We start from the raw sequence: 24,585 nt of genomic DNA on the forward strand, positions 1-24,585 counted from the left end.
TCGCGCAGTGTCCATGGGGTTTAACGGCTGCTCACGACCCGACTGACTTGAGGGCTTGCGGTGAATAGGGTGGTGGTGTGTTACAGGCGATCGGCGCGCTCATGGCCGCCTTCACTCTGGTGCTCGTGGGGCTCGCGCCCGTCGGCCGGTTCAGCTCCTTTTACATCAGGATGGCGGTGCTGGGGTGTGGCATGATCGCTCTCCAGTACTTCGCCACCGCACCGGAACTGCCAGAGCATCCGTGGATCAGACCGACGTTGTCGGTGATGTTGATCCTCGGTGGCACGCTCAACCTGATACGGAACTCGCGACTGCGGCGCCGTCAGCGAGAGGACGAGGAGTTCGATCCCGACACCGCGCTCGAGTCCAACGAAGTGGGAATCGGCCTGATCGGGCAGTTCGACCGCAACGGTGATGTGCGGGCGTTGAGCCTTGGTATCGAGAGGTTGCGGCTGGCGCTCCGGGCAAGCGCGGGTGAGTCGAACCGGACCGCGTACGCAGCGAATCTCGTCATGGCCCTGCGTGGTCGGTACGAGCGGTTGCGGGACACCGCCGACCTTGACGAGGCGATCGCCGTCGCACGCACGGCGACGCGTACCGAGCCCGAGGGCAACCCGCGCCGAAGCGGTCTGCTGGCCCAGCTGAGCAGCGCGTTGCGCGTCCGACACGACCACTTCGGCGACATCACCGATCTCGAGGAGGCGTTGTCCGCCGGACGTCAGGCGGTTGCCGCGGCTCCCAACGGACACCCCCACCACGCGCTGTGCCTGAGCGAGCTGAGCGCCGTGCTGGTCAGCAGGTACCTGCGCACGCGGATCCCGGCTTACCTCGACGAGGCCATCGACGCGGTGGAACGGGCGCACCTGGCGACGCTGCGGGACACGCGCAGGCACGTGCGGGTGGTGCACCTGACGACGTTGTGCCGGCTGCTCGTCACGCGCTACGAGATCGCGGGCAAGCCCGCCGACATAGAACGCGCGGTGGACATCGGCAGGCAGGCCGTGGAGTACATGGCCCCCGGGTACCGACTCTTCGAAGTGGCCCACAACAACCTCGCACTCGCCCTGCGGGTCCGCTACGAGCGCACGACCGAGCCGGGTGACCTGGCCGAGGCGATCGACTTCGCGCGGCGGGCGGTCGACAACGCCGCGACGGACGATCCGGCACGTGCGACGCATTGCCTGAACCTCGCCATGGCGTTGCACATGAGGTACCTGGCGCAACGCGATCGCACGGATCTGGTCGAAGCACTGGCGCTGGCGCGCGAAGCCACCTCCAACCCGGCCACCGACGTCACGACGCGGCTCACCGCCGGACTCTCCTGGAGCGACATCGCGGCCTCGGCGGGCGAGTACGCCGAGGCGGTCGAGGCGTTCGAACTCGTCATCGAGTGGCTGCCGGAGGTCGCCGCGCACGAACTGCGACGCACGGACCAGGAACACCTGCTCGGGAGGTGGACGGGGATCGCGGTCACGGCCGCCGCGTGCGCCGTCAGCGCGGGCGAGCACGAGAAGGCCGTGACGATGCTCGAACAGGGACGCGGGGTGCTGCTGTCCCGTGCCCTCGACGTCCGTGTCGACCTGACCGACCTGCGCGCCCGACATCCCGAGCTGGCGCAGGAGTTCGAGGAGCTGCGCGAAGCGCTCGACTCGATGTACGAGCCGTCGCCCGCGTTCGGTGACGAGGTGCCGAACCGCGACTGGGCACAACGGCGCCGGGAGGTCCTGCACTGGAAAAGCGTGGTGACGCGGATCCGGTCGCAGGAGGGTTTCGCGGACTTCGCGCGGCCTCCTGGTCTGCCGGATCTGCTCGCGCAGACCGACCAGGGTCCGATCGTCTACCTCAACGCCAGCAAGTACCGGTCGGACGCGATCATCCTCGAGTCCGGCCGCGTGCGAGTGCTCGCGCTGCCGAAGGTGTCGGTGGACGTGGTCGGCGACCAGGTCCGCACGCTGGCAGCCGCCGTGAACACCCTCGACAGGCAGGCGCAGAACTCGGTCCTCCGTGTGCTCGACTGGGTGCGCGACGCCCTGGTCGACCCGGTTGTGGGCGAACTGGATCTGCGTCGCGACGGGGAGCTGCCGCGGGTCTGGTGGGTGCCGACCGGGCCGCTGGCGATGTTGCCGATCCACGCGCCCCTGCTGGACCAAGCGATCTCCTCTTATGTGCCAACGGTGCGGGCGCTCCTGGACGCCCGGAAGCGGCGAGTCGCGCCGAGCGCGCCGAGTCGTCCGCTGATCGTCTCGATGTCCACCACACCAGGTGCGGCACCCTTGCCCAACGCGCGTCCAGAGGTCGCCGCCGTCCGCGAGGTGTTCCCACGCGCCCACGTGCTCGCCAACTGGGAGGCCACAAGGGATCGTGTGGTCGCCGAGCTGCGTGGGCGCGCGTGGACCCACTTCGCCTGCCACGCGATCGCCGACCCGGAAAGCCCGTCGCGGGGTCGGTTGCTGCTACACGATCACGAATCGCGTCCGTTCACCGTGCTCGACATCTCGCGGTTGGAGCTGCGGAACGCGGAGCTGGCCTTCCTGTCCGCCTGCGAGACGGCGCATCCCGGCACGCTCTTCGACGAGGCGATCCACCTCGCTTCGGCGTTCCAGCTCGCCGGGTTCCCGCACGTGATCGGCACGCTCTGGCCCGTGCTGGACAAGGTCGCGCCGGACTTCGCCGCCGCGGTCTACCGGCAGCTCGCAGCGGGCACGGACGTGGCCGCTGCCGTGCACCACGCCACCCGCGCGGTCCGCGACCGGTACCCGAACCTCCCCGCGCTGTGGGCAGGGCACGTTCACGTCGGTTCCTGATCGGGCTCGGGCGTCTCGGCGGTCGACGAGGCGCCGGCCGGGTCCTTCGGTGCGACCACGGGCTCGGGGACGCCGTCGCGAGGCGTGTAGCCGCGGCTGTGACCCGGGTCGGCGAGGAGCTCCCGCTCGAACGGGGTCAGGTCGTGCGCTGGGTCTGACACGGTTCCTCCTGTACCGGTGGGTGGACCAGTTCGACCACGTCGGCGTCGGCGCCGCGGACGTACAAGCCCGCGGTGCCGCTGATCCGCCTGTCGAAGCTGCCGTCCGGGTTCATCCGCCACGCCGACTCCAGGAACAGCTCGGCCGGCTCGGGGTAGGACGTCGCGTACGAGCCGGACCCGTACCACCCGCCGACCCACGTGCCGTCCTTCAGCCGGACGCGGACGAAACAGGAACCGCGGTGGCGGAACATGTGATCCCACGCGGTCGGCGTGGTTCGGAAGCGGGCGCGCAGCCTGCGGCGTTGCCACAGCGAGACCCCACCGGCCGCGAGCGCAGGCACCACGACGAACAGCAGCAACGCCCACAGCCCGATCACCCGCGGCTGCTGGGAGATGCCGTCCCATCCCGTCGACCGGTTGCCCCGGGCCAGGCGCAGCAGTTCCGGCCCCGCCGCGATGGCGTACAAGGAGTCGAGCAGGATCGACGCCGTGATCGCCCGCAGCACGCGTTCGCCGAGGTTGCGTTCGCCGGGGACCGGGCCGCGCCACCGTTCGCGCAGGAACTGGTAGGTGACGCCGGGCAGCACGAAGAAGACCAACAACACCGCCTGGAGCACGGTGGACGGAGCTTGTCCCACGATCACATGCCCCTCATGGTGCGCCGGTCGATTCTGAACCTCCTGCGCTCATACGCCATGAAACCGCACACCGCCGCAGCGCCGACGGCGCCCAGGGCCACCCACGGTCGGGTCGACGCGACCCACGGGCCGAGCTCGGACCACTTCCACATCCCGACGCCCGCAACGGCGATCCACAGCAGTCCGGGCAGCACACCCGAGCCGCCGAGTTCGACGAGCAGCAACACCGCCGCCTCCAGCACTATCAGCCCGCCGCGCAGCCAGTCGTGGGAGTCGCTGACCAGGACGATCACCTCGCCAGCCAGTAGGAACGCCACCGCCGCGCCAGCGCGCCGACCGACCTTGCGGCTCCCCACCGGCAGGAAGGCCAGCACGACGCTGATGATCAGGCCGACGATGACCGATACCAGTGACTCAGCCAAAAACGAGGTCACGTCACGTCCCCCTCTCGGCACACCGCGTGACCAGAGTAGCGGGGCCGGACCGGCTCTCGTCGCGAATCCGCGGACGCGCGAATTCGGACCTTTCCGCAAGACTCGATCAAATGGTCATGTCGGGCTGCGGGCACTCCCCGTTGCGGCACCCGCCTAGAGCAGTGACCGCGGGAGCACGTGGTCGTAGGGTAAGCACGATGTCACCTGTCGATCCGGCCGCTTCCCGCCCTTGAGGAAGGAGCAGGAAGGCCCTACGTACGAGGTCCTGCGGGCACGCACGGTGGTGTGGCTCGCGGTTCTTATGGTCACGATCGGCATCGGCGTCGCGACGTGGCTGGTGCTCGCTTACGGTCGGGACGACCCGCGGAACAGCCTGGAAGCGATCAAGACCGCCGGCACGATCGTGATCGGTTCTGGCGGTGCGGTCGCGCTGTGGCTCGCGGTTCGCCGCCAGCGGACCGCCGAGTTGGCCGTAGCGCAGAAAGAGCGGGAGCTGCGCCAGAAGGATGACGAGCAGGCCCACATCGCTCGTGAAGCGGTGGAACGGCGGGTCACCGAGCTGTACACGATGGCCGCCGCCCAACTGGGCTCCGACCACGCCCACGTGCGGATCGCCGGTATCTACGCGCTGGAACGCCTGGCGCAGAACAACACCGACCAGCGCCAGGTCATCGTCAACGTGCTGTGCGCCTACCTGCGCATGCCGCACACCGCCGAGGACACCGACGCCACGGAGCCCGACCCGGAGCGCGAGCTGCGCAGAGCCCAGGACCGACAGGTCCGGCTGGCAGCCCAGCGCCTCCTGGCCACGCACCTGCGACGAGGCCCATCCGCAGACGCGTTCTGGCCCGACATCACGCTGGACCTGGCCGGCGCCTCTCTCGTCGACTTCGACCTCGGCCGCTGCCACCTGCACAGCGCCACGTTCGACGGCGCCCAGTTCCACGGCACCACCGAGTTCAGCTTGGCCTCGTTCAGCGGCCCGGTGTCGTTCACCGATGCCCGGTTCACCGGCGACGCCGGGTTCATCAACACCACCTGGCCAGAGTCCGCTGCCTTCTCCCGGGCACGGTTCGACCACGAGGCCGACTTCGCGCAGGCCACCTTTGGATCAACCGCCACCTTCGACGGAGCCCAGGTCACGGGCAAAGCCGACTTCAGCGGTACGCGGTTCGGCTACGTCTCGTTCGACAACGCGCGCTTCGCGCAAGCAGCGATGTTCGACGGTGCGCGGTTCACCGGCCGTACTCATTTCGGCGCCGACGTGCACAGCGCGCCCCACTTCGACGGGTGCACCTACTTCCGTGCCGCGCGGTTCGACCAGGACGTGGTCTTCGGCGGCGTGCGCTTCGCCGACATCGTCGTGTTCGACGACGCGGTCTTCCACGACTTCGTCGGTTTCCACGACTCCGTCTTCACCAGCAATGCGATCTTCAGCGAGACGAAACTGCTCGCCGAGGCGAGGTTCCGCAGAACCCGCTTCGAGGCCGCAGCCCTGTTCGGCGGTTCGGAATTCGGCCGCCACGCCAACTTCGACAGCGCCCTGTTCGGCGGGGAGGTCAACTTCCACCAGGTGACGTTCACCGGCGACGTCACCTGCACGGGTGCCTACGCCCGCTTGGACGTCGAAACCCTCCGCATCTGGCCACCCGGCTGGCTGCTCGCCACCCCACCGACCCCGAACACGACAGTTCTGCCCAACATGCCCGGCCACTGGGGCCGCCTGTACGACCGATAACGTTCCCGACCAGCCGGCAAGAGTGGATCTCGACGAGTCGCAGGGCGACGCCGAGATCGGCGAGCCGAACCCTGCGGCTGCAACACCAACGCCTGAACGCGCGAACCAGCGCCAACGGTGGAATCCAACCCGACACGGCTCGCTGTGCCAGAGTCCGCCCGTAGTCGGGGAGGAAGGGTTGTCCAGCGGGGACGTGGAGGCCTGTGTCGTGTCATCGGCGCTTCGGCCGGCGAGTCCCGAGCACGGTCGCGATCGCCGTCGAGAGCGGCGGCATAGGCGGCGGACAGGCGCCATGCATCACCAGGTGCTCCGACGCCGAGCGCGGTCCGGTGATGTCCAGGTCATCTGACCAAGGTGTTCCGTGCCCGTCGCGCACTTCGTTGCGGCGAGTGTCCGTGTTATCAGGCACCTGCACGTTGCCGCGACCGTACGCCAGACGGCATGAACCGATGTCGAGGCCTTGGACTTGCACGGGCTCAGATGTGTTGGTGGCCGTGATTTTGCGTCACCGATTGGTCCGTCCGAGTTGCGCGAGCGTGTTGGGCATCGCGGGCGGGGTCCGGCGGTGCACGATCAGACTGTGGACAGGCGATTTCCACGTGGCTCCGTGGACGACGGCGGTGTGGGCGAGGTCAGCCAGATCGGTGCGGTGTCGAAGGCCGGGACTGTGACGCAGGCCGGGCGGGACGTCAGAGTCGAGGTGCGGCGGACGGAGGCGGCCTGGGCATCGGCCGGCGGGTATGCCAACACCGGGGTGCATGTCGGGGACATCAATCTGAGAACGGGCGCGCCGGTGCGTACACGGTACCGGTACCAGGTAGAGCGAATAGCGCCGGCCGAGTTGGTGGAGCGTGAGGCGGAGTTAGCCGAGTTGGCGGCGTTCTCCACGGATCCGTCCACGGCGGGGTCGTACAGGTGGTGGCGGGCTGGGCCGTGGGCGGGCAAGTCGGCGTTGATGTCGTGGTTCGTGCTGCACCCACCGCAGGGTGTGCGCGTGGTGTCGTTCTTCATCACGGCGCGCCTGGCCGGGCAGGCGGACCGCACCGCATTCGTGGACAACGTCCTGGAGCAGTTGCTGACCATCCTCGATGAGGATCCGCCCGCGTTCCTGACCCCCGCTACGCGCGAACCTCATCTGTTGGGGCTGTTGGACGAGGCAGCACAAGCCTGCCAGGACCGTGGGGAAATCTTGCTGTTGGTGGTCGACGGGTTGGACGAGGATCGCGGTGTCACCAATGGTGCCGACGCGCACAGCATCGCGGGGTTGCTGCCGCTGCGTCCTGCGGCGGGGATGCGAGTGCTGGTGGCCGGGCGCCCGGACCCACCGATCCCCGACGACGTGCACCCCGACCATCCGTTGCGTCAGCCGGGGATCGTGCGGCAGCTGGAGGTCTCGCCGCGTGCACGGGTGTTGCGCGTGGAGATGGAGAACGAGCTGCTGCGCCTGTTGGAGGGCGTGGATGGCGAGCAGGACGTGCTGGGACTGCTGACCGCGGCTGGCGGCGGCCTGACCGTCGCCGATCTGGCGGCGTTGACCGGCCGGCAGCCGTGGTGGGTCGAGCGGCAGCTGCGGACGGTGGCCGGGCGCAGCTTCACCCGCCGTGTCAGCCAACTCGCCCCGCTATCCGCGCCGGAGATCTACCTTCTGGGCCACGAACAACTCCAGACCACAGCGGTCGACATCCTCGGCCCGGCCCGCCTGGGCGGTTACCGCAACCGGATCCACACCTGGGCCGACGGTTACCGCGGTTGGCCCGTCGACACTCCGGAATACTTGTTGCACGGCTACCACACGATGCTGTTGAGCACCGGTGACATCGAGCGTGCCACCGCACTCTGCACCGATCCCCGTCGCCACGACCGACTGATGGCATTCACCGGCGGGGACTACAACGCCCTCAATCAGATCATCACGACCCTCGAGGTCCAGACTGCCCGGCAGCCGCTCGACCTCACTGCGGTCGTCCGCCTCGTCGTCCACCGCGACCACCTCACCGACCGCAACACCCGGATTCCCTCCGAAATCCCGGCACTGTGGGCACGACTGGGACACCACCACCGCGCCCTCACCCTCGCACGATCCATAACCGACCCTTTCCAACAGGTTCAGGCGTTCGCGGCTGTGGCCGAAGCGCTGGCCAGCACCGGTCATCGCGAGCAAGCCATCGTCGATGTACTGGAACAGGAGGTCCTCACCGCCCGATCCGGCCCGGACCTCAGCCAGCGGAGCGAGATGTTGGCGACCGTGGCCGGGATCCTGATGGGTGCAGGCCGTCACGACCAGGCACGTGAGGTGTTCGAGCAGGCGCTCGCCGCGGCCCGGTCCATCACCGGTTCTGCCCGGCGCAGCAGGGCGTTGTCGGACGTGGGCAGGGCACTGGCCGGGGCCGGCCGTCACGACCAGGCGCTCGACGTGGCCGCCTCCATACCAGAGCCCGACGAGCAGATCCGCACGTTGTCGATCATAGGCAAGGCGCTGGTGGACAACGGCGATCACGATCGGGCGCTCAACGCGGTCGATCGAGCGCTCGAATTGTTCGATTCCATCCCCCACCCCGGCGAGCAGGGCTGGCTGCTGGTGGCCGTGGCGGAGGTGCTGGTGGACGCCGGCTGTCGCGATCGGGCGCTCGCCGTGCTCGATCAGGCGCTCGCCTTGGCTCGTGACATCGCCGATCCCTACGGTCGGGCTCTCGCGTTGGCGGATGCGGCCGGGGCACTGGTGGCCGCCGGTCATGACGACAAGGCGCTCGACGTGCTCCACCAAGCGCTCGAGGACGTCCACGCTCTCGATGATGCCCATCATCGGAGTTGGGTCCTGGCGTTCGTGACCGAGGCGCTGGCCCGTGCCGGCCGTCACGATCAGGCGCTCGACGTGGCAGCCTCCATACCAGACCCCGACCGGCGAAGCGACCTGTTGGCGTTCGTGGCCAAGGCGCTGATGGGTGCGGGCCACCATGATCGGGCGCTTGACGCACTCGATCTGGCGCTCGACGTGGCAGCCTCCATTCCCGATCCCGACACGCGGGGTCGAGCGTTGACGACGGCGGCAGAGCTATTGGCGGACGTCGGTCGACACGACCAGGCGCTCGATGTACTCGATCAGGCGCTCGACCTCGCTCGTTCCGCTACATCCCCCGACCACCAGAGCAAAACCTCGGCAACTGTCGCCGAGGTGCTGGCGGGTGTAGGCCGTCACGATCAGGCGCTCGACGTGGCGAATTCCATACCCAATCCCGAGGAGCGAAGTCAGGCATTGGCCCACGTCGCCTCGGCACTAGCTCTCGTCCGCCGTCACGACGAGGCGCTCGACGTGGCGAATTCCATACCTGAGCCTGGCCTGCAGAGTTACACGTTGGGGACGCTGTCCTGGTTACTCGCTGACGCCGGCCGCTCCGATCAGGCGCTCCACGTGCTCAATCACGCGCTCGACGTTGGCCGCCTCTCCATCAATCTCGACCAGCAGATCGAGATTATGCTGTCCGTGGCACTGGCACTGTCGGTCACCGGCCGCTTCGATCGGGCGACCGACCTGTTCGATCGGGCGCTTAGCATGGCGTCCGCGAGCCCAGACGCCAAGGAGCGGAGTCGTGCGTCGGCTGACGTGGCCACGACACTGGCTCTTGTCGGCCGTCACGACCAGGCGCTCGACGTGGCGAATTCCATACCCGATCCAGAGGCGCAGAATCGCGCGTTGATCGCCGTGGCCCGTGCACTGGAGAGGGCAGACCGCCACGATCAAGCGCTCGACCTATTCGATCGAGTGCTCGAGGCGAGTCGGTCCGCCACCGACCCCGAGGAGCAGGCTCGGGCGTTGGCCGCCACGGCCTCGGCACTGGCCCTTGCCGGTCGTCACGACCAAGCTCTCGACGTGGCAACTTGCATTCCCGAGCCTGGCCGACGAGGTCAGGCGTTGGTGGTGATGACCGGTGCACTGGCGTATGCCGGCCACTATGACCAGGCTCTCGGTTTGTCCACTTCCATCACCCATCCAGACGACCAAGGCCGGGCATTGGCAAATGTGGCTCATGCACTGGTGGAGGCGGGTCATCGCGACCGTGCAGTCGATGTGGCCCGTTCCATTCCCAAACCCCGTGGACAAGGACAGGCGCTGATCATGATAGCGAAGACGCTCGCTGACGCCGGAGACAACGACCGCGCCACGCGATTGGCGGCCGATGCCCTGAGTATCAGCCCTTGGCACACCGATCCCCAGGGATTGTTCTCGATCTCGGAACATGGGTTCTTCGCTATGATCAGAGAGACCATAATGTTGGCGCAACGATAATCAGCCCAGCCAGGTGTACGACACCTACGTGGCCGCGTGGGAAGCCGGCTGCAAGGGCACTACCGTCTACGTCGACGGCTCCCGCCACACCCAACCCAAAGCACTCTGACCAGCACAACCATCGAGGTGACCATGACCCGGACCTCCCGGCCCATCCGCCAACCAGAGCGGGCCGGGAGGTCCTACGTCTTCGACACCAAACACGACCGCTACCCCGTCGCGGTCCACGTCCTGCTCACCAACACCGACGGCCGGATCCTGCTCATGCGCCGTGCCGGCTCCGGCTACGCCGACGGACAACTCGGCCTTCCCGCCGGACACGTCGACCTCGGCGAAACCCCCACCGCCAGCGCGATCCGCGAAACCGCCGAAGAACTCGGCATCCACATCGACGCCGAAGCACTGGAGCCGGCCGGCACGATGTTCCGGCTCTCCCAGGAGCCCCGCGTCGACTTCTTCTTCCTCGCCCCCACCTGGACCGGCACCCCAACCGTCCGTGAACCCCACAAGTGCACGGAGCTGGTGTGGGCAGACCCGGACAACTTGCCCGAGGACGCCCTCGACTTCATCGGCGACGCCATCACCAACGCCCGCAGTGGACGCCACTTCCACGAACACGGCTGGTCCGAACCCAGCTGATCCCCACCGGCGGGCAACCTTTGGCGCGTACCGCACCTTCCGATCGGCCAGCCGTCCGGTCTCACGGGCGGCACGGTGGCCGATCGCTGAATCGCCGAGGTCGCCTTGTGGGACAGTGGAGTGGTGAAGGGGAAGATCACGCTGGTGGTCACCTGCCTGGTGGTGGCGGCGGCTACCGGGTGGTTCGCGGTCGCCCGGTGGGAGCAGGCGAACCGGGTGGCGACCGTGATGTCCGCGGTGGCCGCAGTGGCTGCTGTGGGTGTGGCTGTGTGGGCCGCGTTGCGGTCGGTTCCCGGCCAGGCGGACGTCCGGGTGTCACGCACGGGCGACGCGATCGCCCGTGGTGGCAGTGCCAACACCGGGTTCCGGGGAACCGCCGGCGGTTCGGCCCGTGTCCGGGTCGACCGGACGGGCTCTGCCTCGGCGGAGGGCTCGGCCAACACCGGCGCGGAGCTCGACTGACCGGTGGGGTGGCGACGGGGGTTCCGCGCGGAGGCGTCCCGCACGGGTGACGCCACGGCGGGGCCGGGTGGTTATGCGAACACCGGTGTGCATGTCGGTGACGTGTACCTGGCGGGCGGACCCGTGCGGTCGCGGTACCTGGAGTTGGTCCGCCGGATCGCGCCGCCCGAGTTGGTCGAGCGGGAGGAGGAGCTGGCCGAACTGGCGGGGTTCTGCCTCGGCACGGATCTCGACGCGGGCACGGGCCTCGACGCGGGTTCGCGCATCGGCATGGGGCGTTCGGCCGGTGGTTATCGCTGGTGGCGTGCGCCGGCGTGGGCGGGGAAGTCGGCGTTGATGGCGTGGTTCGTGCTGCACCCGCCGCCGGGCGTGCGGCTGGTGTCGTTCTTCGTCACCGCCCGGTTGGCCGGCCAGAGCGACCGGACCGCGTTCCTGGACAGCACCCTGGAGCAGTTGGCGGACCTGCTGGACCGGCCGCTGCCCGCGTTCCTGACCGACACCAACCGCGAGGCGCACTTCCTCGGCCTGCTCGCCGACGCCGCCGAGGTGTGCGCCGACCGCGGTGAACGGCTCGTGCTGCTGGTCGACGGCTTGGACGAGGACCGGGGCGTGAGCGGGACCGACTTCCACAGCATCGCCGCCACGCTGCCCGCGACCGTGCCCGGCAACACGCGGGTCGTCGTGTCGAGCAGGCCCAACCCGCCCGTGCCCGACGACGTCCCGCCCCACCACCCCCTGCGGGACCCGGCCGTCGTGCGCCCGCTCGCCCCGTCCGCGCGGGCCAGGGCGATCGAGGTGGACATGCGCCGCGAGCTGGACCGCCTGCTCACCGGCCCGCCCGTCGACCAGGACCTGCTCGGCCTGCTGGTCGCGTCCGGCGGTGGGCTGACGGCGACGGACCTCGCCGAGCTGCTGGCGGACGCGGAGTGGCCGGTGTGGCGGGTCGAGGAGCACCTGGGCACCGTCGCCGGGCGCAGCTTCACGCCGCTGCCGGGTCCCCGGCGGTCGTTCATGCTCGGCCACGAGGAACTGGCCACCACCGCCGTCACGCGCATCGGCCCCGAACGCCTCGACGCCTACCGGGCGCGGCTGCACGCGTGGGCCGACGCCTACCGGGCCCGCGGGTGGCCCGCCGGCACACCGGGGTACCTGCTGGGCGGCTACCACCGGATGCTCACCGCCCACGGCGACCTGCCGCGGATGGTGGCGTTCGCCTCCGACCACGTCCGCCACGACCGGATGGCCGACACGATCGGCGGCAACCGCACGGCGATCGCCGAGATCACCGCCACCCAACACGCGGTGCTGTCGTCCCGACCCGACGTCACCACCCTGGCACTGCTCAACGTCCACCTCCACGTACTGGCAGGCCGCGACTGGAACATCCCGGTGGAGCTGCCGGCCACGTGGGCGGCACTCGGCGACGTGGAGCGCGCCCGGTCGCTCGCCCGATCCATCTCCGCGCCGGCCGACCGGGTCGACGCGCTGCTCGGGATCGCCGGCGTGCGGCCCGGGATCGACGCCGAGCTGGTGGCCGAGGCCGTGCACGAGGCCGGCGAGCTCGACGACCCCGACGAGCGCGGACAGGTCACGCTGCTCATCGCGTCCCGCTTGGCCGAGTGGGGCCGGTTCGCTCAGGCCGAACAGTTGCTGCGGCCGGTGATCGGCCACGTCGACACCGGCACCGGGCTGGAGGCGATCGTGACCGGCGCGATCGACGCCAGCGACCTCGACCGCGCGGAGTCCCTGATCGGCCTGCTGCCCGACGCCGGTAGGGCGCAGCGGCGGCTGTTGGGTCCGTTGGCCATGGACCACCACCAGGAACCCGTCGGCAGGTGCCTCGCCAGGCTGGTGCGGGCTGTGCTCCGGCACGGCGACCTGAAGCGGGCGACCGCATTGGCCCGTGCCATCGAGGCACCCTTCCACCGCCTCACCGCGTGGGCGGACCTGATCGAAGCGGCTCCCTGGCGCGAGACGGACGAGCTGCTTCGCGAGGCGTTGGACTTCGCGGAGAACATCGCCGATCCGGTGGCGTGGGAGGACGCCCGTGCCGCGTCGGCCATGTGCTTCGCCGCAGCGGGCCGCTTCGACCACGCACTGGAGGTGGTGCGGGCGTCGCTCCCGTCCCGCCGTTACCGGGAGAAGGTGCTGGGCGACCTCGTGGTGCGTGCCACCCGCTCCGGCTGGCCGGACATCCACTTCCAGGCCGTTCTCGACGCCGCCCAGTACCCAGAGCACCTGGTAGGAGCGCTGACGCGCGTGGTGTGGGACGACCGCGACTGGGCGCGGCGCGGGTTGGCGGCGGCCGAGGCAGCCGCCCGACTCGTGCCGGACGTCGAGGAACGCGAATCCCTGCTGCTGGAGGTGATCGCAGCCCTGGCGCAGGTGGACGAGGCGGACCGGGCCCGCGCCGTCGCCGACACCCTCGTCGGGAGCCGCACGCGCCAGACCGCGATGAGCTACCTGGCCGTCGGGGCCGCGCGAGCGGGTGGGTTCGACGACGCATGGCGTCTGGTCCTGTCGATCTGCGACCCGCTGGACCCTGATGTCGCCTTGGGACAGGTGGCGAGGCAGTTGGCTCGGTCAGGTCGCTTCGGCGAGGCCGTGTCGTTCGCGCGGTCGATGTCGCAGCCGGCACCCGACCTGGCCCGGGTGGCGCTGGCCGCGGCCCGGGCCGGTGACCGCGATCAGGCCACCGCCCTGGCCGAGTCCGCCCACGCCCACGCGCGCACGGCCAGCGACCACGTGTTGCGGTACAGGTGGCTGACCGTCCTCGCGCCGCTGGTCGGTGATGTCGAGCAGGGGACCGCGATCGCCGAGTCCGCGGCGCAACTCCTGCCGGAGGTGGCGGCCACCGACGCCGTGCCGGGACGCGGTGTGCTGCTGGCGCGGACGGCCGAGTCCCTCGGCCTGCACGACCTCGCCGACCGCGTCCTGCGTGCCGCCGAGCACCCGGAGGAACACGGGAGGATGCTGACCGAGGTCGCGTCCGTCGCCACACCGGCCCGCGCCCGCGCGCTGCTGGACCAGGCCGTGGCGAGCGCCGGGCTGCCGGACTCCCGGCTGTCGTGGCGGGTCAACGTGCTGGCGAGCGCGTCGGCCGGCCTGGCCGCCCTGGGCGACGACCGTGCGCACCACCTGGCCCAAGTCGTCGACCACTGGGCCCGCGACGGCGGCCTCACGCGAGCGCTGCTGGCCGAGACCACCTCCCGGCTCGGTGAACACGAGTGGACCGACCGGCTCATCGCCGACGTCCTGGCCAAACGCAAACCCCGGGACGACTTCCTGCCCTACACCACGACGACCACGCTCGTCAGCTCGCTCGCGAACGCGGGCGACACCGGCCGGGCTGAGATCGTGGCCCGCACCATCGCCGACCCGGACGAACTGAACCGCGCCCTCGCCACCGTCGCGATCGCCCTGGTGCGCCAACGCCGAACGCACCGCGCCCAGGAAATCGCCGAGGAGATCACCAGCACCGCCCCACGAGCCCACGTGCTCACAGAACTAGCCAAGCACGACCCCGAGCACCTCCCGGCCCTGGAGCAGTCGGTGGCCGAAACCCTCATCGACTACCCGTGGACCGCGGTCGGTGAGGGCCTGGCCCTGCTGCGACCCGACCTGCCGGCCGAGATCCACCACCTCCTCCACACCCTCACCGTTCCGACGGACTGAACGCGGCCGATCGCACGGGCGTGGACCGGGAACCGGAAGCACAAAGCGTTCCCTCAAAACACCGGACCTCGCCTGTTGGACCGCGAACCCTCGTCCACCTTCCTGCGGTACCGGACGGTTACCGGACCTCATGTGCTCACCCGCACCCGTGACAGGGTCGCCCCGGCAATCAGGCGCGGTACTCGACCGCGGGCATGGCCACGATCGTCAGTTCCACCTCGACCGCCTCCGCCACATCGCCCACCACCCGTCGGCAACCTCCGTCGGCGGGACCGGCACAGGTGATCGACCTCTGCTCGGGTGGACCTGCTCAGGGCACGATGAAGACAAACGAGGAATCCTCGCAGTACGTCCGGTGACATCTCGTTGCGGCGTCCCGCGGCCTGGTGGACCGGTAGCTTCCCGTGGGTGCGACGTCCCTCGGTGGTCACGCTGGTGATGCTCCCCGGCGTCTTGGCGCTTGTCAGCAACATCGCCACCAACACGATCTCGTTGCCCGACGAGTGGGTCGCCGCGAGTTGGGTCGCCGTCGGGCTGCTGCTGACAGCGTCGATCGTGGTGGAGGTCAGGCGCTCGCAACCCACAGGAGTGCGCATCGCTCGGGTGCGCGACCTCAACGACCCGGTCGCCGTGGGCGTGCACCGCGCCGCCCCGTCGAGCCGGTCGCCGCTGCCGCCGTTCGTACCGCGCGACCGCTTCCCCGACGTCCGAGACGCGTTGCAGGCAGGGGGATTCGTGTTGATCGTCGGGGATTCGACGGCAGGCAAGACACGCTTGGCCTACGAGGCGATGCGGCAGTACCTCCCACGGCACACCTGCGTCCGTCCGCTGACTCCCGAGGCCCTTCCCGACGCCCTCCGGATCGCCCGACGCAAACGGCACGCCGTGGTCTGGCTCGACGACCTCGAACGCTACCTCGGCTCCCCGCCGGTCGACTGGGACGGCGTCCTGGTCCTGGCCACGATCCGCACCCACGAGCGCGACGACCTCAGTACCCGGCACGACCCGCAACGCTCCCCAGGAGATCGCCAACGCGCACGGGCCGGACGGGCCGTGTTCGACGCGGTGACCCACGAGATCCGGCTGGACCGCATGTGGTCCGACGACGAGGTGGCTCGCGCGCGGACGGTGGACGACGACAGGATCGCCCAAGCCCTCGCGGGAACCTCACGTCACGGGGTGGCCGAGACGATCGCCGCCGGTCCGCAACTACTACAGTCCTGGCGGGACGCCCGCGACGCCAGGGGCGCCGCGATCGTCTCCGCCGCAGTCGACGCGCGGCTGGCAGGCCACCACCGACCGTTGTCCGAAGACCTCCTGCGCGAACTGCACCTGGCCTACGTGCCCGAGACGGAACGACCAGGGCCCTGGGGGTCGGCGCTGGAGTGGGCCACCCAGCCGGTCCAGGCCACCAGCAGCATGCTCGAACCGGTCGGCAGTGGATACCTGGCGTTCGACTACCTCGTCGACGCCACCGCCGCCGAACCCTTCACCATCCCCACGGCGACGTGGCAGATCCTAATCGACCACGTCGAGGGCGCCGACCTCGTCGAAGTCGGCTGGCAGGCCTCCTTCCACGGACAACTCGACCTCGTGGAACGAGCAGCGCGTCGACTGCTGGACGCCGACGAGCACACCGCGGCGAGCAGCGTCGCGGCGGCCCTGGGCGATGCCGGCAGATCGGAACGCGCCGCGGAACTGCTCGAGGAAATCCTGGACCGGGCGGAGCAATCCTCGTCGCTGGACTCCGTCGTCCGCCTCGGGCTGCTGGAAGCGCTGGTGTGGGAAACCGGCGAGAAGTACGCCGGCCTCGGCGACCCCGCGTCCGCCCTGCCCCTGGCCCGCCGCCTCGTCGCCGAGCACACCGCGCTCTCCGGACCGACCCACCGAGCCACCCTCTTCGCCCGCCTGGGCCTCGCACGCCAACTCGGCGGCACCGACGAAGTCGAGGAAGCGCTGGCGACCGCGACCGACGTCGTCGAGCAGTCCCGACGCCTGTTCGGCGAGGACGACAGCCTCACGCTGTCCGCCCGCTTCGAGGTCTGCGTGTGGTCCCGCGCGGTACACGGGGAGAAGGCGGGCGCGGAGCAATTCGCCGACCTCGCACGGTACGTCGAAACGCAGGACAAGGCCGACCCCGTGTTCCTGACGCAATGCCGGCTGAACCTCGGTGCGGCACTCACCGGCGCCGCCGAGTTCACCGACGCCGTCACCGTCCTCACCGACGCCGTCCGCATGAGCAGCGAACTATGGGGCAACGACCACCAGAAAACCCTCATGGCCCGCCAACTGCACATCGACGCACTCGCCGGCATCGACGACCCATCCGTACCGGAACTCCAGCGCCAACTTGAGATCGACTGCACCCGCGCCCTCGGACCCGACCACCCCGTGACCCTCGAAGCGATGCGGGGTTGGGACCTGCCGACATGACAATGACTGTGCCGTCCAGTTGTGCGACGACACCGCATCCGACTCACGCACCACCCACGACCGCCTCGCGGCAGAGGAGTACGTTCCGATCCAGAGCGACGCGCGTTCCCGTAGACGTAAACGACCTTGCGGGCGCTGCCTGGTGGTTCATGCCGATTGATCCTCGAACCGCGCGGTCGACGTCCGTGCCACTTGATCACTACAGCCCTGCCCGCGTGACCGCACAACTGCGGACACATGCACTGCCAGTCGGGTGAATCTGTGTGGCGACGAACCGAACCGGGCGTCGCGACGGTCACGATCTGATTCAGTAGCCGACAGCGAGGACTTACGAGGATGCCGCGATGCGTCCTGCATCAAAAGCAATCGCCGGCGAGGTGATCGTGAACCGTGTCGCCTCCCGACCCGCGACCGAAGGTAGGCGTGTCGATGCGAAGAGCGGTCGACTTGGTGGAGACGTGGGCCGCGCGGAGGACCCGCGACGTGCTCGACGCCGCCGCACGTGTCGGTGAACTGGTCGCTGCTACGTTCCGCGACGACACCGCCGTCCAACGCTTGTTGGAGGAGGCCGCAGAAGGGGCCGTGACCGAGCGGACGCGTTTGCGGGCGGTCTTGGCGTTGGAGGACGGCGCTGAACGCAACTCTGACTTCGCCCGTGCGCTCAGCGCGGCGATGCGCTCGACGGGTGTCGAGTTGCTTACTCCGAGCCGGCTCGGGGTATTCCAGCCAGTCGACTACTCGGTGGAGGCGCTCGACGGCCGTGCCGCCGCGGACGCCGTCATCTCCGACGACGTTGACGTGGTGGAACGCCTCTTCTTCGGGCGCGACGACGCCGAGCACGACATGGCCGATGGACTGCTACGCGAAGGTTTCCTCCCCACCACGGCCTACTCCGAGGTGTTGAGCGGACGCAAGAACCTGATCATCGGCCGCAAGGGCTCGGGCAAGAGCGCGATCTGCATGCGCCTGTCGATGGGGGACCTGCACTCGGGCGAGACCTGTCTGATCACGCCCGACGACGCTGCCGGCGAGGAACTCCGCCAGTTCGTGCTGAGCGGGCTCACGGGGCCTGCAGCCAAGGCGCTGCTCTGGCGGTACGTGTTCGCCGTCCACGCCGCCCGTTACCTGGTACGACACGCCAGTGGTGACGACCACCGGCGTCGCCGGCCGTCGTCGGTGGGAACCCTGGAGCGATTTCTGCGCGACAATGGCGAACTCGCCGAGGAGAGCCTGTACCACCGGGTCGCCAGGGCAGGTCGTGGCCTGATGTCGTCGTTCTCCCTGGAAGCGTTCGGTGTGAAGGTCGCCGTCGACGCCAACACCGCGCCCCAGGGTGTCCGCGCCTCCCGGCAGCTGGAAATCGTCGAATCGGGCGTGCGGAAGGCCTTCGCCGACCTCGGGTGCGCCAAGAAACACGGAACCCTGCTGGTCATGGTGGACCAGTTGGAGCAGGTCTGGACGGGCGAGTCGGAGAGCGAAGCCCTCGTCATCGGGTTGCTGTTGGCCGGGAAACACGCGGCGCTCACCTACGGCACGGCGCTCCGCTGCGTCTTCTTCCTGCGTTCGGACATCTACGACGCGCTCGACTTCAGCGACGCCGACAAGTTCCACAGCGACGAGATCCGCATCAACTGGAGCGCCCGCCAACTACACCAATTGGCGATGATCAGGGCCGGAGTGGCCCTGGGGCGCAAGCTCGATCCGGATGAGCTATGGGGAGAGGTCTTCCCCGCCACCGTGAGCGGTGAGGCGACGGCCGACTACCTGTTCACGCGGAGCCTCCCACGACCGCGCGACGCGATCCAGTTCCTCAACCAGTGCCGGAACACCGCATTGGACAACGGGCACCGCCGAATCACCGCAGACGACGTGCTTGAAGCGACGCTCGTGTTCTCTCGCTGGAAAGTCCTCGACTTGGCGAAGGAGTACGGGATCCGGTTCCCGTTCCTGGACGCCCTGTTGACCGTGTTCCGGGACGCGGGATACCTGATGACCCGAACCTCCCTTACTGAGCTGTTCCTGCCGTTCCAGGACAGCCTGAAGCGGCGACACAGCCAGCACGTGCACCTGCTGGATCCGGACGCGGTCATCGACCTCCTGTTCTCGGTGGGCTTTCTCGGCGTTCGTCGCCAGCGTCGCTATGTCTACGCTGGAACCGCAGAGATGTCGATCCAGCCGTACGAGTCCGAGTTCTGCATCCACCCATGTTTCCGACCCGCGCTTGGCGCTACCCGACCAACCGCTGCGCGGGTGCATAACGAGGTCACCGGCGCGGTCGTGGGCCCAATAGTGCAAGTCGGTGCCATCGGCGGTCATATCAATGTCGGCAACGTCGTAGCCGGACACGATGTGAGCATTCCACCACGACCGAACGAGGATCCGGGGACTCCAACCGCAGACGGGCAGTGAGACAAATCGTTGACGAGTACCGCAGCAGCTTCGGCTCGGCCAGCCGTGCTCTGAGGGAAGATGTCGATCTATCTGAACGCGGGACCCATCGGCGGTCAGGACTGTCACGCAATGCAGCCAGATGAGCACCGCGATGTCGCTGGCCGTCCGTGCATCCTGCTCATTCTGGCCGGGGCGACACGCCAGTGTGGGACGCGCTCGCCAGTGACACCAAGAGCGACGCCTGACCCGCCATGGCCGCCCGCCTCCCGGTGGGGCGCATCGGTGACCCGTCCGACATCGCCGAGGCGTTCGCCGCCCTGCTGACCAACCCGTTCATGACCGGGCCGTCGTGCACGTCGACGGAGGCCACCGGCTCGTCTGAACCCAGCGAACCACGGCCGCGGACGCTACAAGTGGTCGGTGTCTGCCGGACGTGTTGCGCCTGCGTAGTCGTCGCCGTTGTGGCGGTAGGGCTCGATCTTGACGGTTTGGCCGAAGTCGGGTGCGTCGATCATGAGGCCGTTGCCGATGTAGAGGCCGACGTGGTGGATGTTGCCTGGGGTGCCGTAGAAAACCAGGTCGCCGGGGAGGAGAGGTTGTCCGGCGGGGACCTGGGGACCTGTGTCGTGTTGGGTTTGGGCGGTGCGGGGAAGGGTGAGGCCGGCGGCAGCGTAGGCGGCTTGGGTGAGGCCTGAGCAGTCGAAGCCGGTGTGGCCGTGGTCGGGGCCGTTGCCGCCCCAGACGTACGGGAGTCCGCGCATGCCGCAGGCGTAGTTGATGGCTGTGTGGGCGATGGGGTTCGGAGCTTGGATGTTGTCGCAGTTGCCGGTTCCGGTGCTGGCTGTGGCGGCTTGGGCGTAGGCGTGTGCTTGGTCGAGGACCTTGGTGACGTACCAGTCGGCGTGGTTGTAGGCGTAGATCGCTTTGTGGAGGTCGCCTTCTCGGGCGCCTTCGTCACACAGGAGGTAGGCGGCGGCGTGGATGGCGTCGTGGGGGTTGTAGCGGGAGGGTGGGGTGGCGCCGCCGGGTGGGAGTGGGTGGGTGGTGGTGACGGCGGTGAAGGTGGGGGCGAGGAATTGCATGGGGCCGGCGGCTCCGGCGTGGTTTTCGCCTTGGTGGACGCCAGGTGCGTCGAGGCGGCCGTGGTCGGTTTCGATCTTGCCGATGGCGGCCAGGACGGTCCAGTCGAGGCCTGGGCAGTCGGGAGCGGCGCTGAGGTAGAGCACGCAGTAGTAGGGCGGGATGTCGGCGATCGGGGTGGTGCAGTCGATCGTGCCGGCTGGTGCGCGGCCGAAGAGGGAGCCGAGGAGCGAGGTGGCCGCCAAACCTAGGACGACGGGGACGAGCAGCAAGGCCGCGGCGCCGGCGATGGCGAGCTTGGCGTGCACCGTGCTCACCTTCGCCTGGGTTCCGGTGGCATGGGGGATGGTGGTGTCGGCCGTGGGGTGGAGTCGTGGGTGGGTTCGGCGGGTGTGGTGGTCGGCGATGGGACGTGGGGCCACGCGTCGAGTAGTTCGTGCAGGGCCAGGCGTCCTGATTGGTGTGTGGTGTCGAGCGGGAGCCAGACCGGATCGGCGGGGCTGGGGTGTGGGGTGGTGGGGTCGAGGAGTTCGGCGGTGGCGGTGGCGATGGGGAGTTGGTGGGGGTGGTCGAGGTCCTGCCAGGTTTTGTGGAGGAGTTGTCGGGCGGTGGCTTCGCGTCGGGCGGTGGGTAGCCAGATCAGGAGTGGGGTGGTGATGCAGGTGGCTTGGGCGAGGGCGGCGTAGCCGGTGAGTTTGATGGCGAGTTTGGGGAGGGGCTCGGTGCCGAAGTCGTATTCGAGGAACCATTCGATGTGGTGGTCGCGGGTGCGCCAGCGGCCGTAGCCGTCGGGTTTGACGAGGTCTCCGAAGTGGCGGGCGCAGCGGGTTTCCGACCACCACGCGGTGAGTTCGGTGTGTCCGTGGGTGTGGCGGGCGTGGTCGATCAGGGCGGTGAACCAGTCGTTGACGCCGACGGTGTGCGCGAGTCGGAGGCTGTGGGCGATGCCGAGGGTGCGGTCGTGGCGGTAGCCGAGGTCTTTGACGTCCAGGCCGTCTTCGGCGGCCAGGACGGCGGCTCCGGCGGGGGCAAGGACGTAGTGCATGGGTGCGGTGCCGACGGTGACGAAGGGTTGGAAGCGGTCGAGTACTCCCCACAGGTAGAGCTCGCGTAGTCGTTGGCGTCCGGAGCGGAAGCTGGGGAAGGCCAGGGTGGTGATCTGGTGGGAGGTCAGGACGCGGTGTTCCCACAGCATCCTGGTGATCCACTTGTCGCGGGCGGTCAGCCGCCAGGCCAGGGCGGCGTGGTGTTCGGCGGTGTTGGCTGCGCGTGGGCTGGGGCGGGTGGGTTTGTGGCCTCGGAGTGTGCGTTGCCGGGTGGGGTTGGTGATCATGTCGGGTGGCTCCAGGATTCGCAGGGCGGTGGATGGTCACGCGGCGCGGCGCGGGTCTGCGTGTGCGGAGCGCTCCGCTGGCTCGTTGTCTGCCGGGGCCGGGGGCGAGCCGGTGGCGTGGGCGGATCGCCGTGCTGCGGCGCGGATTTCCCTGGCTCGGCCTGGGATGGCGAGTGGTAGGGGTTGGGTTTGCAGGGTGAAGGGGTGGGTTTGTTCGCCGTGGAGGACCAGGCGGGTGGCGGCGTGGTAGGCGCCGAGGTGGGCGAGGTCGTGGTCGGTCAGGCGGGGTGCGGTGTGACGGGACAGGTCGCGGGCGTCTTCGGGTGAGGCGTTGAAGTAGATCTTGTTGCGGGCGTTGGTGGAGATGCCTTCGCGGAGTTCGCGGGGTAGTTGGCCGAGGTGTTGGTGGGCCAGGGTCATGGCGAGGCGGAAGCCGCGGGCTTCGGCGAGCATGTCCTCGATGGGGTAGGGCAGGTTGAGGAAGTTGTGGCATTCGTCGATGACCAGCGAGGCGTCGCGGCGTTCGCGTTGGGGTGTGCGGGCGCGGGCGGTGGTGGCCTGCCAGGTGCGGGCCACGACGAGTGAGCCGACGAGTCGGGTGGTCTCCTCGCCGAGTGAGCCTTTCGGGATGCGCACGAGGCAGATCCCGCCGTCGAGCACCGTACCGAGGTCCACTGTGGAGGGTCCGGCGGCGATGGCGTCGCGGACGAAGGGGCGGAGGAGGAAGGCGCGCAGCTTGTTCATCAGCGGGCTGATGACCTGGCTGCGGGTGGAGTCGGTGAGTTCGGCGTACCAAGTCCAGAAGCCGCGCAGGACCGGGTCGGCGATGGTGGCGGTGACGCGGGCGCGGAAGGCGTCGTCGACGAGGAGCTTGGGCAGGTCGGCGAGGGTGGCGACGCCCGGCTGGGCGCGGAGGGTGAGGCAGGCGGCGCGCATGACGTCGTCGGTGCGTGGTCCCCAGAACGCGGAGTAGACGCGGCGGAAGACGCTGACGAGGTTGTCCACGGTCAGGTCGGTGTCGCCGCCGTCGAGGGGGTTGAGGCAGGGCGGGCGGGAGCGGCTGTCGGCGTCGAAGATCACCACGCGGTCCGCGGCGGTGCGGGGCAGGCGCGAGAGGACGTCGGTGACGAGGTCGCCTTTGGGGTCGATGAGCACGATGCCGCGGCCGGCTTCGGCGTCGGCCAGGATCATGGTGCCCAGCAGTGTGGACTTGCCGGACCCGGTGGCGCCCAGCACGTGCAGGTGGTGACGGGCGTCCGGGACGCGGAGGGCGACGGGGCGCTGGTGTCCGGTGTCGGTGATCCCGAGTGGTTTGGCTTGCGGGCCTGGGGTGGCGATGCCGGGTGGTGGGGCGATCGCGCGGGCCCCGGCGCGTTGGATACCGGGGATGGCCTCGTCCGTTGGTAGGTGGGCGATGGCGGCCAGTTCGGGTACCGACAGCAGATCACCGCGGCGCAGCCGGCGATGGTCGAGCACGTGACCGGGATTGCGGAGGCGGTGTCGGATGTAGTGGTTGTGCTCGGTGTAGGAGGCGAAGCTGGCGGCCAGGGCGTGTGCTCGGCCGCGAGCGACGTCCCGGGCTTGGCGCAGCTCGGCTTTGGCGGTGTCGGCGGGCAGCAGTGTGGCGGTGGCGTAGCGGATGACGGTTTCGTACTGGCTGCCGCGTTGTTTGGTGACGATGGCGCGGTTGTGTGCGGCGTACTCGAGCGAGGTTTGCGGGTCGCTGTGCAGGGCGCCGGTTCTGGTTCGCGCGGTGCGGTGTCGGGGTCGGGTGGTGCCGGGTGTGATGAGGTCGAGCAGGCGGCCGACGAGATGGCTTGAGCCTCCTGTGTGGACTCGTCGGGCGGTGCGTCGGGCGCGCTGGACGCGGCGGCCGGTGACGGGGCGGGCGAGGATTTGGACGCAGGCGTGTTCGTCGCGGCCCAGGCCGACCGGTGCGCCCAGTAGCGCGCGGATCGGGTCGGCGTCGAACACCGATCGGATCGGCAGGGCTTCCGGTCGCGCCAGGCGCAGTTCACCGCCGACGACCATCCGGTGCTGGTCCGGGCCGGCCGGGGGTAGTGGTGGTTCGGCGGGGCCGACGCGGGTGTGGGCTCCGGGCCAGGCGGCCTCGACCGCGCGTTCGACCAGGCCGGGTGGGATGACACCGGGTACCCACAGCCGGATCGCGACCCCGGCCTCGGAGAAGACGTACTCGAAGGCCAAGTGCGGCTGCCCGGTCAATGCCCTGCGCCACGCGGGTCGCAGCAGGCCGACCAGGTTGGACCACAACGCCTGCCCGCTGGCGGCGTCGACGGTGGGCGGCGCGAGGATGGTCACCTGGCGGGCATTGGGCAGCAATTGCGCGTGGCAGCGGCGGGTCCACCATCGCCGTCCCACCACGGCCAGCGTCACGAGCGCGAGAAGCAGCGGGGCCGCGGTCGGGCCGTAGGTGAGCGTGAGATCGCGGAGGCGGTTCAGGATGGCGGCCAGGGCGCCGGAGGGGTCGCGCAGGTAGTCGTCGAGCATGGTG

General features: G+C 69.3%; 14 protein-coding genes. 8 read left to right on the forward strand and 6 right to left on the reverse strand.

Annotation, left to right across the window (positions count from 1 at the left end):
- Window positions 1-77 precede the first annotated feature (77 nt).
- Window positions 78-2,804 carry a CHAT domain-containing protein gene (locus DFJ66_RS13470; protein ID WP_147459259.1) on the forward strand — a complete coding sequence of 909 codons (2,727 nt, stop codon included), beginning with the start codon at window positions 78-80 and terminating at the stop codon, window positions 2,802-2,804.
- On the opposite strand, the gene DFJ66_RS42730 is transcribed toward DFJ66_RS13470, so the two are convergent.
- The 3 genes from DFJ66_RS42730 to DFJ66_RS13480 are packed head-to-tail and all read right to left on the reverse strand — an operon-like array spanning window position 2,789 to window position 4,037.
- Window positions 2,789-2,965, reverse strand: coding sequence for a hypothetical protein (locus tag DFJ66_RS42730; RefSeq protein ID WP_170199379.1), 177 nt, complete (start codon window positions 2,963-2,965; stop codon window positions 2,789-2,791). The two genes, DFJ66_RS13470 and DFJ66_RS42730, sit on opposite strands and share 16 nt — an antisense overlap.
- Window positions 2,941-3,603: a DUF6338 family protein gene (locus tag DFJ66_RS13475; protein WP_121231114.1), complete on the reverse strand. Its 663-nt coding sequence runs from the start codon at window positions 3,601-3,603 to the stop codon at window positions 2,941-2,943. Before DFJ66_RS13475 ends, DFJ66_RS42730 begins: the two co-directional genes overlap by 25 nt.
- Before the next feature lie 2 nt (window positions 3,604-3,605).
- Complete coding sequence (locus tag DFJ66_RS13480) at window positions 3,606-4,037, reverse strand: hypothetical protein (protein ID WP_121221289.1); 432 nt, start codon at window positions 4,035-4,037, stop codon at window positions 3,606-3,608.
- Window positions 4,038-4,266: 229 nt separating this feature from the next.
- On the opposite strand from DFJ66_RS13480, the gene DFJ66_RS13485 reads away from it, so the two are divergent.
- From DFJ66_RS13485 to DFJ66_RS13515, 7 genes are all read left to right on the forward strand, one after another.
- Window positions 4,267-5,775: a pentapeptide repeat-containing protein gene (locus DFJ66_RS13485; protein WP_147459260.1), complete on the forward strand. Its 1,509-nt coding sequence runs from the start codon at window positions 4,267-4,269 to the stop codon at window positions 5,773-5,775.
- Window positions 5,776-6,382: 607 nt separating this feature from the next.
- Window positions 6,383-10,060, forward strand: a complete 3,678-nt coding sequence (locus tag DFJ66_RS13490; RefSeq protein ID WP_121221294.1) for a tetratricopeptide repeat protein — start codon at window positions 6,383-6,385, stop codon at window positions 10,058-10,060.
- A gap of 132 nt (window positions 10,061-10,192) precedes the next feature.
- Entirely contained in the window at window positions 10,193-10,699 is a 507-nt protein-coding gene (locus tag DFJ66_RS13495) for an NUDIX hydrolase (protein ID WP_246029740.1), read from the forward strand.
- A gap of 123 nt (window positions 10,700-10,822) precedes the next feature.
- On the forward strand, window positions 10,823-11,161 hold the full coding sequence (locus DFJ66_RS13500) for a hypothetical protein (RefSeq protein ID WP_211351135.1): 339 nt from the start codon (window positions 10,823-10,825) through the stop codon (window positions 11,159-11,161).
- Between the two features lie 3 nt (window positions 11,162-11,164).
- Complete coding sequence (locus DFJ66_RS13505) at window positions 11,165-14,836, forward strand: P-loop NTPase family protein (RefSeq protein ID WP_147459261.1); 3,672 nt, start codon at window positions 11,165-11,167, stop codon at window positions 14,834-14,836.
- A gap of 408 nt (window positions 14,837-15,244) precedes the next feature.
- Entirely contained in the window at window positions 15,245-17,269 is a 2,025-nt protein-coding gene (locus tag DFJ66_RS13510) for an nSTAND3 domain-containing NTPase (protein WP_147459262.1), read from the forward strand.
- A gap of 483 nt (window positions 17,270-17,752) precedes the next feature.
- Window positions 17,753-19,678 carry a P-loop ATPase, Sll1717 family gene (locus tag DFJ66_RS13515; protein WP_147459263.1) on the forward strand — a complete coding sequence of 642 codons (1,926 nt, stop codon included), beginning with the start codon at window positions 17,753-17,755 and terminating at the stop codon, window positions 19,676-19,678.
- A gap of 389 nt (window positions 19,679-20,067) precedes the next feature.
- On the opposite strand, the gene DFJ66_RS13525 is transcribed toward DFJ66_RS13515, so the two are convergent.
- The 3 genes from DFJ66_RS13525 to DFJ66_RS13535 are packed head-to-tail and all read right to left on the reverse strand — an operon-like array spanning window position 20,068 to window position 24,581.
- Window positions 20,068-21,048, reverse strand: a complete 981-nt coding sequence (locus DFJ66_RS13525) for a C40 family peptidase (protein WP_281276614.1) — start codon at window positions 21,046-21,048, stop codon at window positions 20,068-20,070.
- 5 nt (window positions 21,049-21,053) lie between these two features.
- Complete coding sequence (locus DFJ66_RS13530; protein ID WP_121221304.1) at window positions 21,054-22,073, reverse strand: replication-relaxation family protein; 1,020 nt, start codon at window positions 22,071-22,073, stop codon at window positions 21,054-21,056.
- A 36-nt stretch (window positions 22,074-22,109) separates the two neighbouring features.
- The gene (locus tag DFJ66_RS13535) at window positions 22,110-24,581 is read right to left on the reverse strand and encodes a type IV secretory system conjugative DNA transfer family protein (RefSeq protein ID WP_121231124.1); all 2,472 of its coding nucleotides are present in this window, start codon (window positions 24,579-24,581) and stop codon (window positions 22,110-22,112) included.
- Window positions 24,582-24,585 lie beyond the last annotated feature (4 nt).

It is taken from the genome of Saccharothrix variisporea (assembly GCF_003634995.1).
GTDB classification, from domain to species: Bacteria; Actinomycetota; Actinomycetes; order Mycobacteriales; family Pseudonocardiaceae; genus Actinosynnema; species Actinosynnema variisporeum.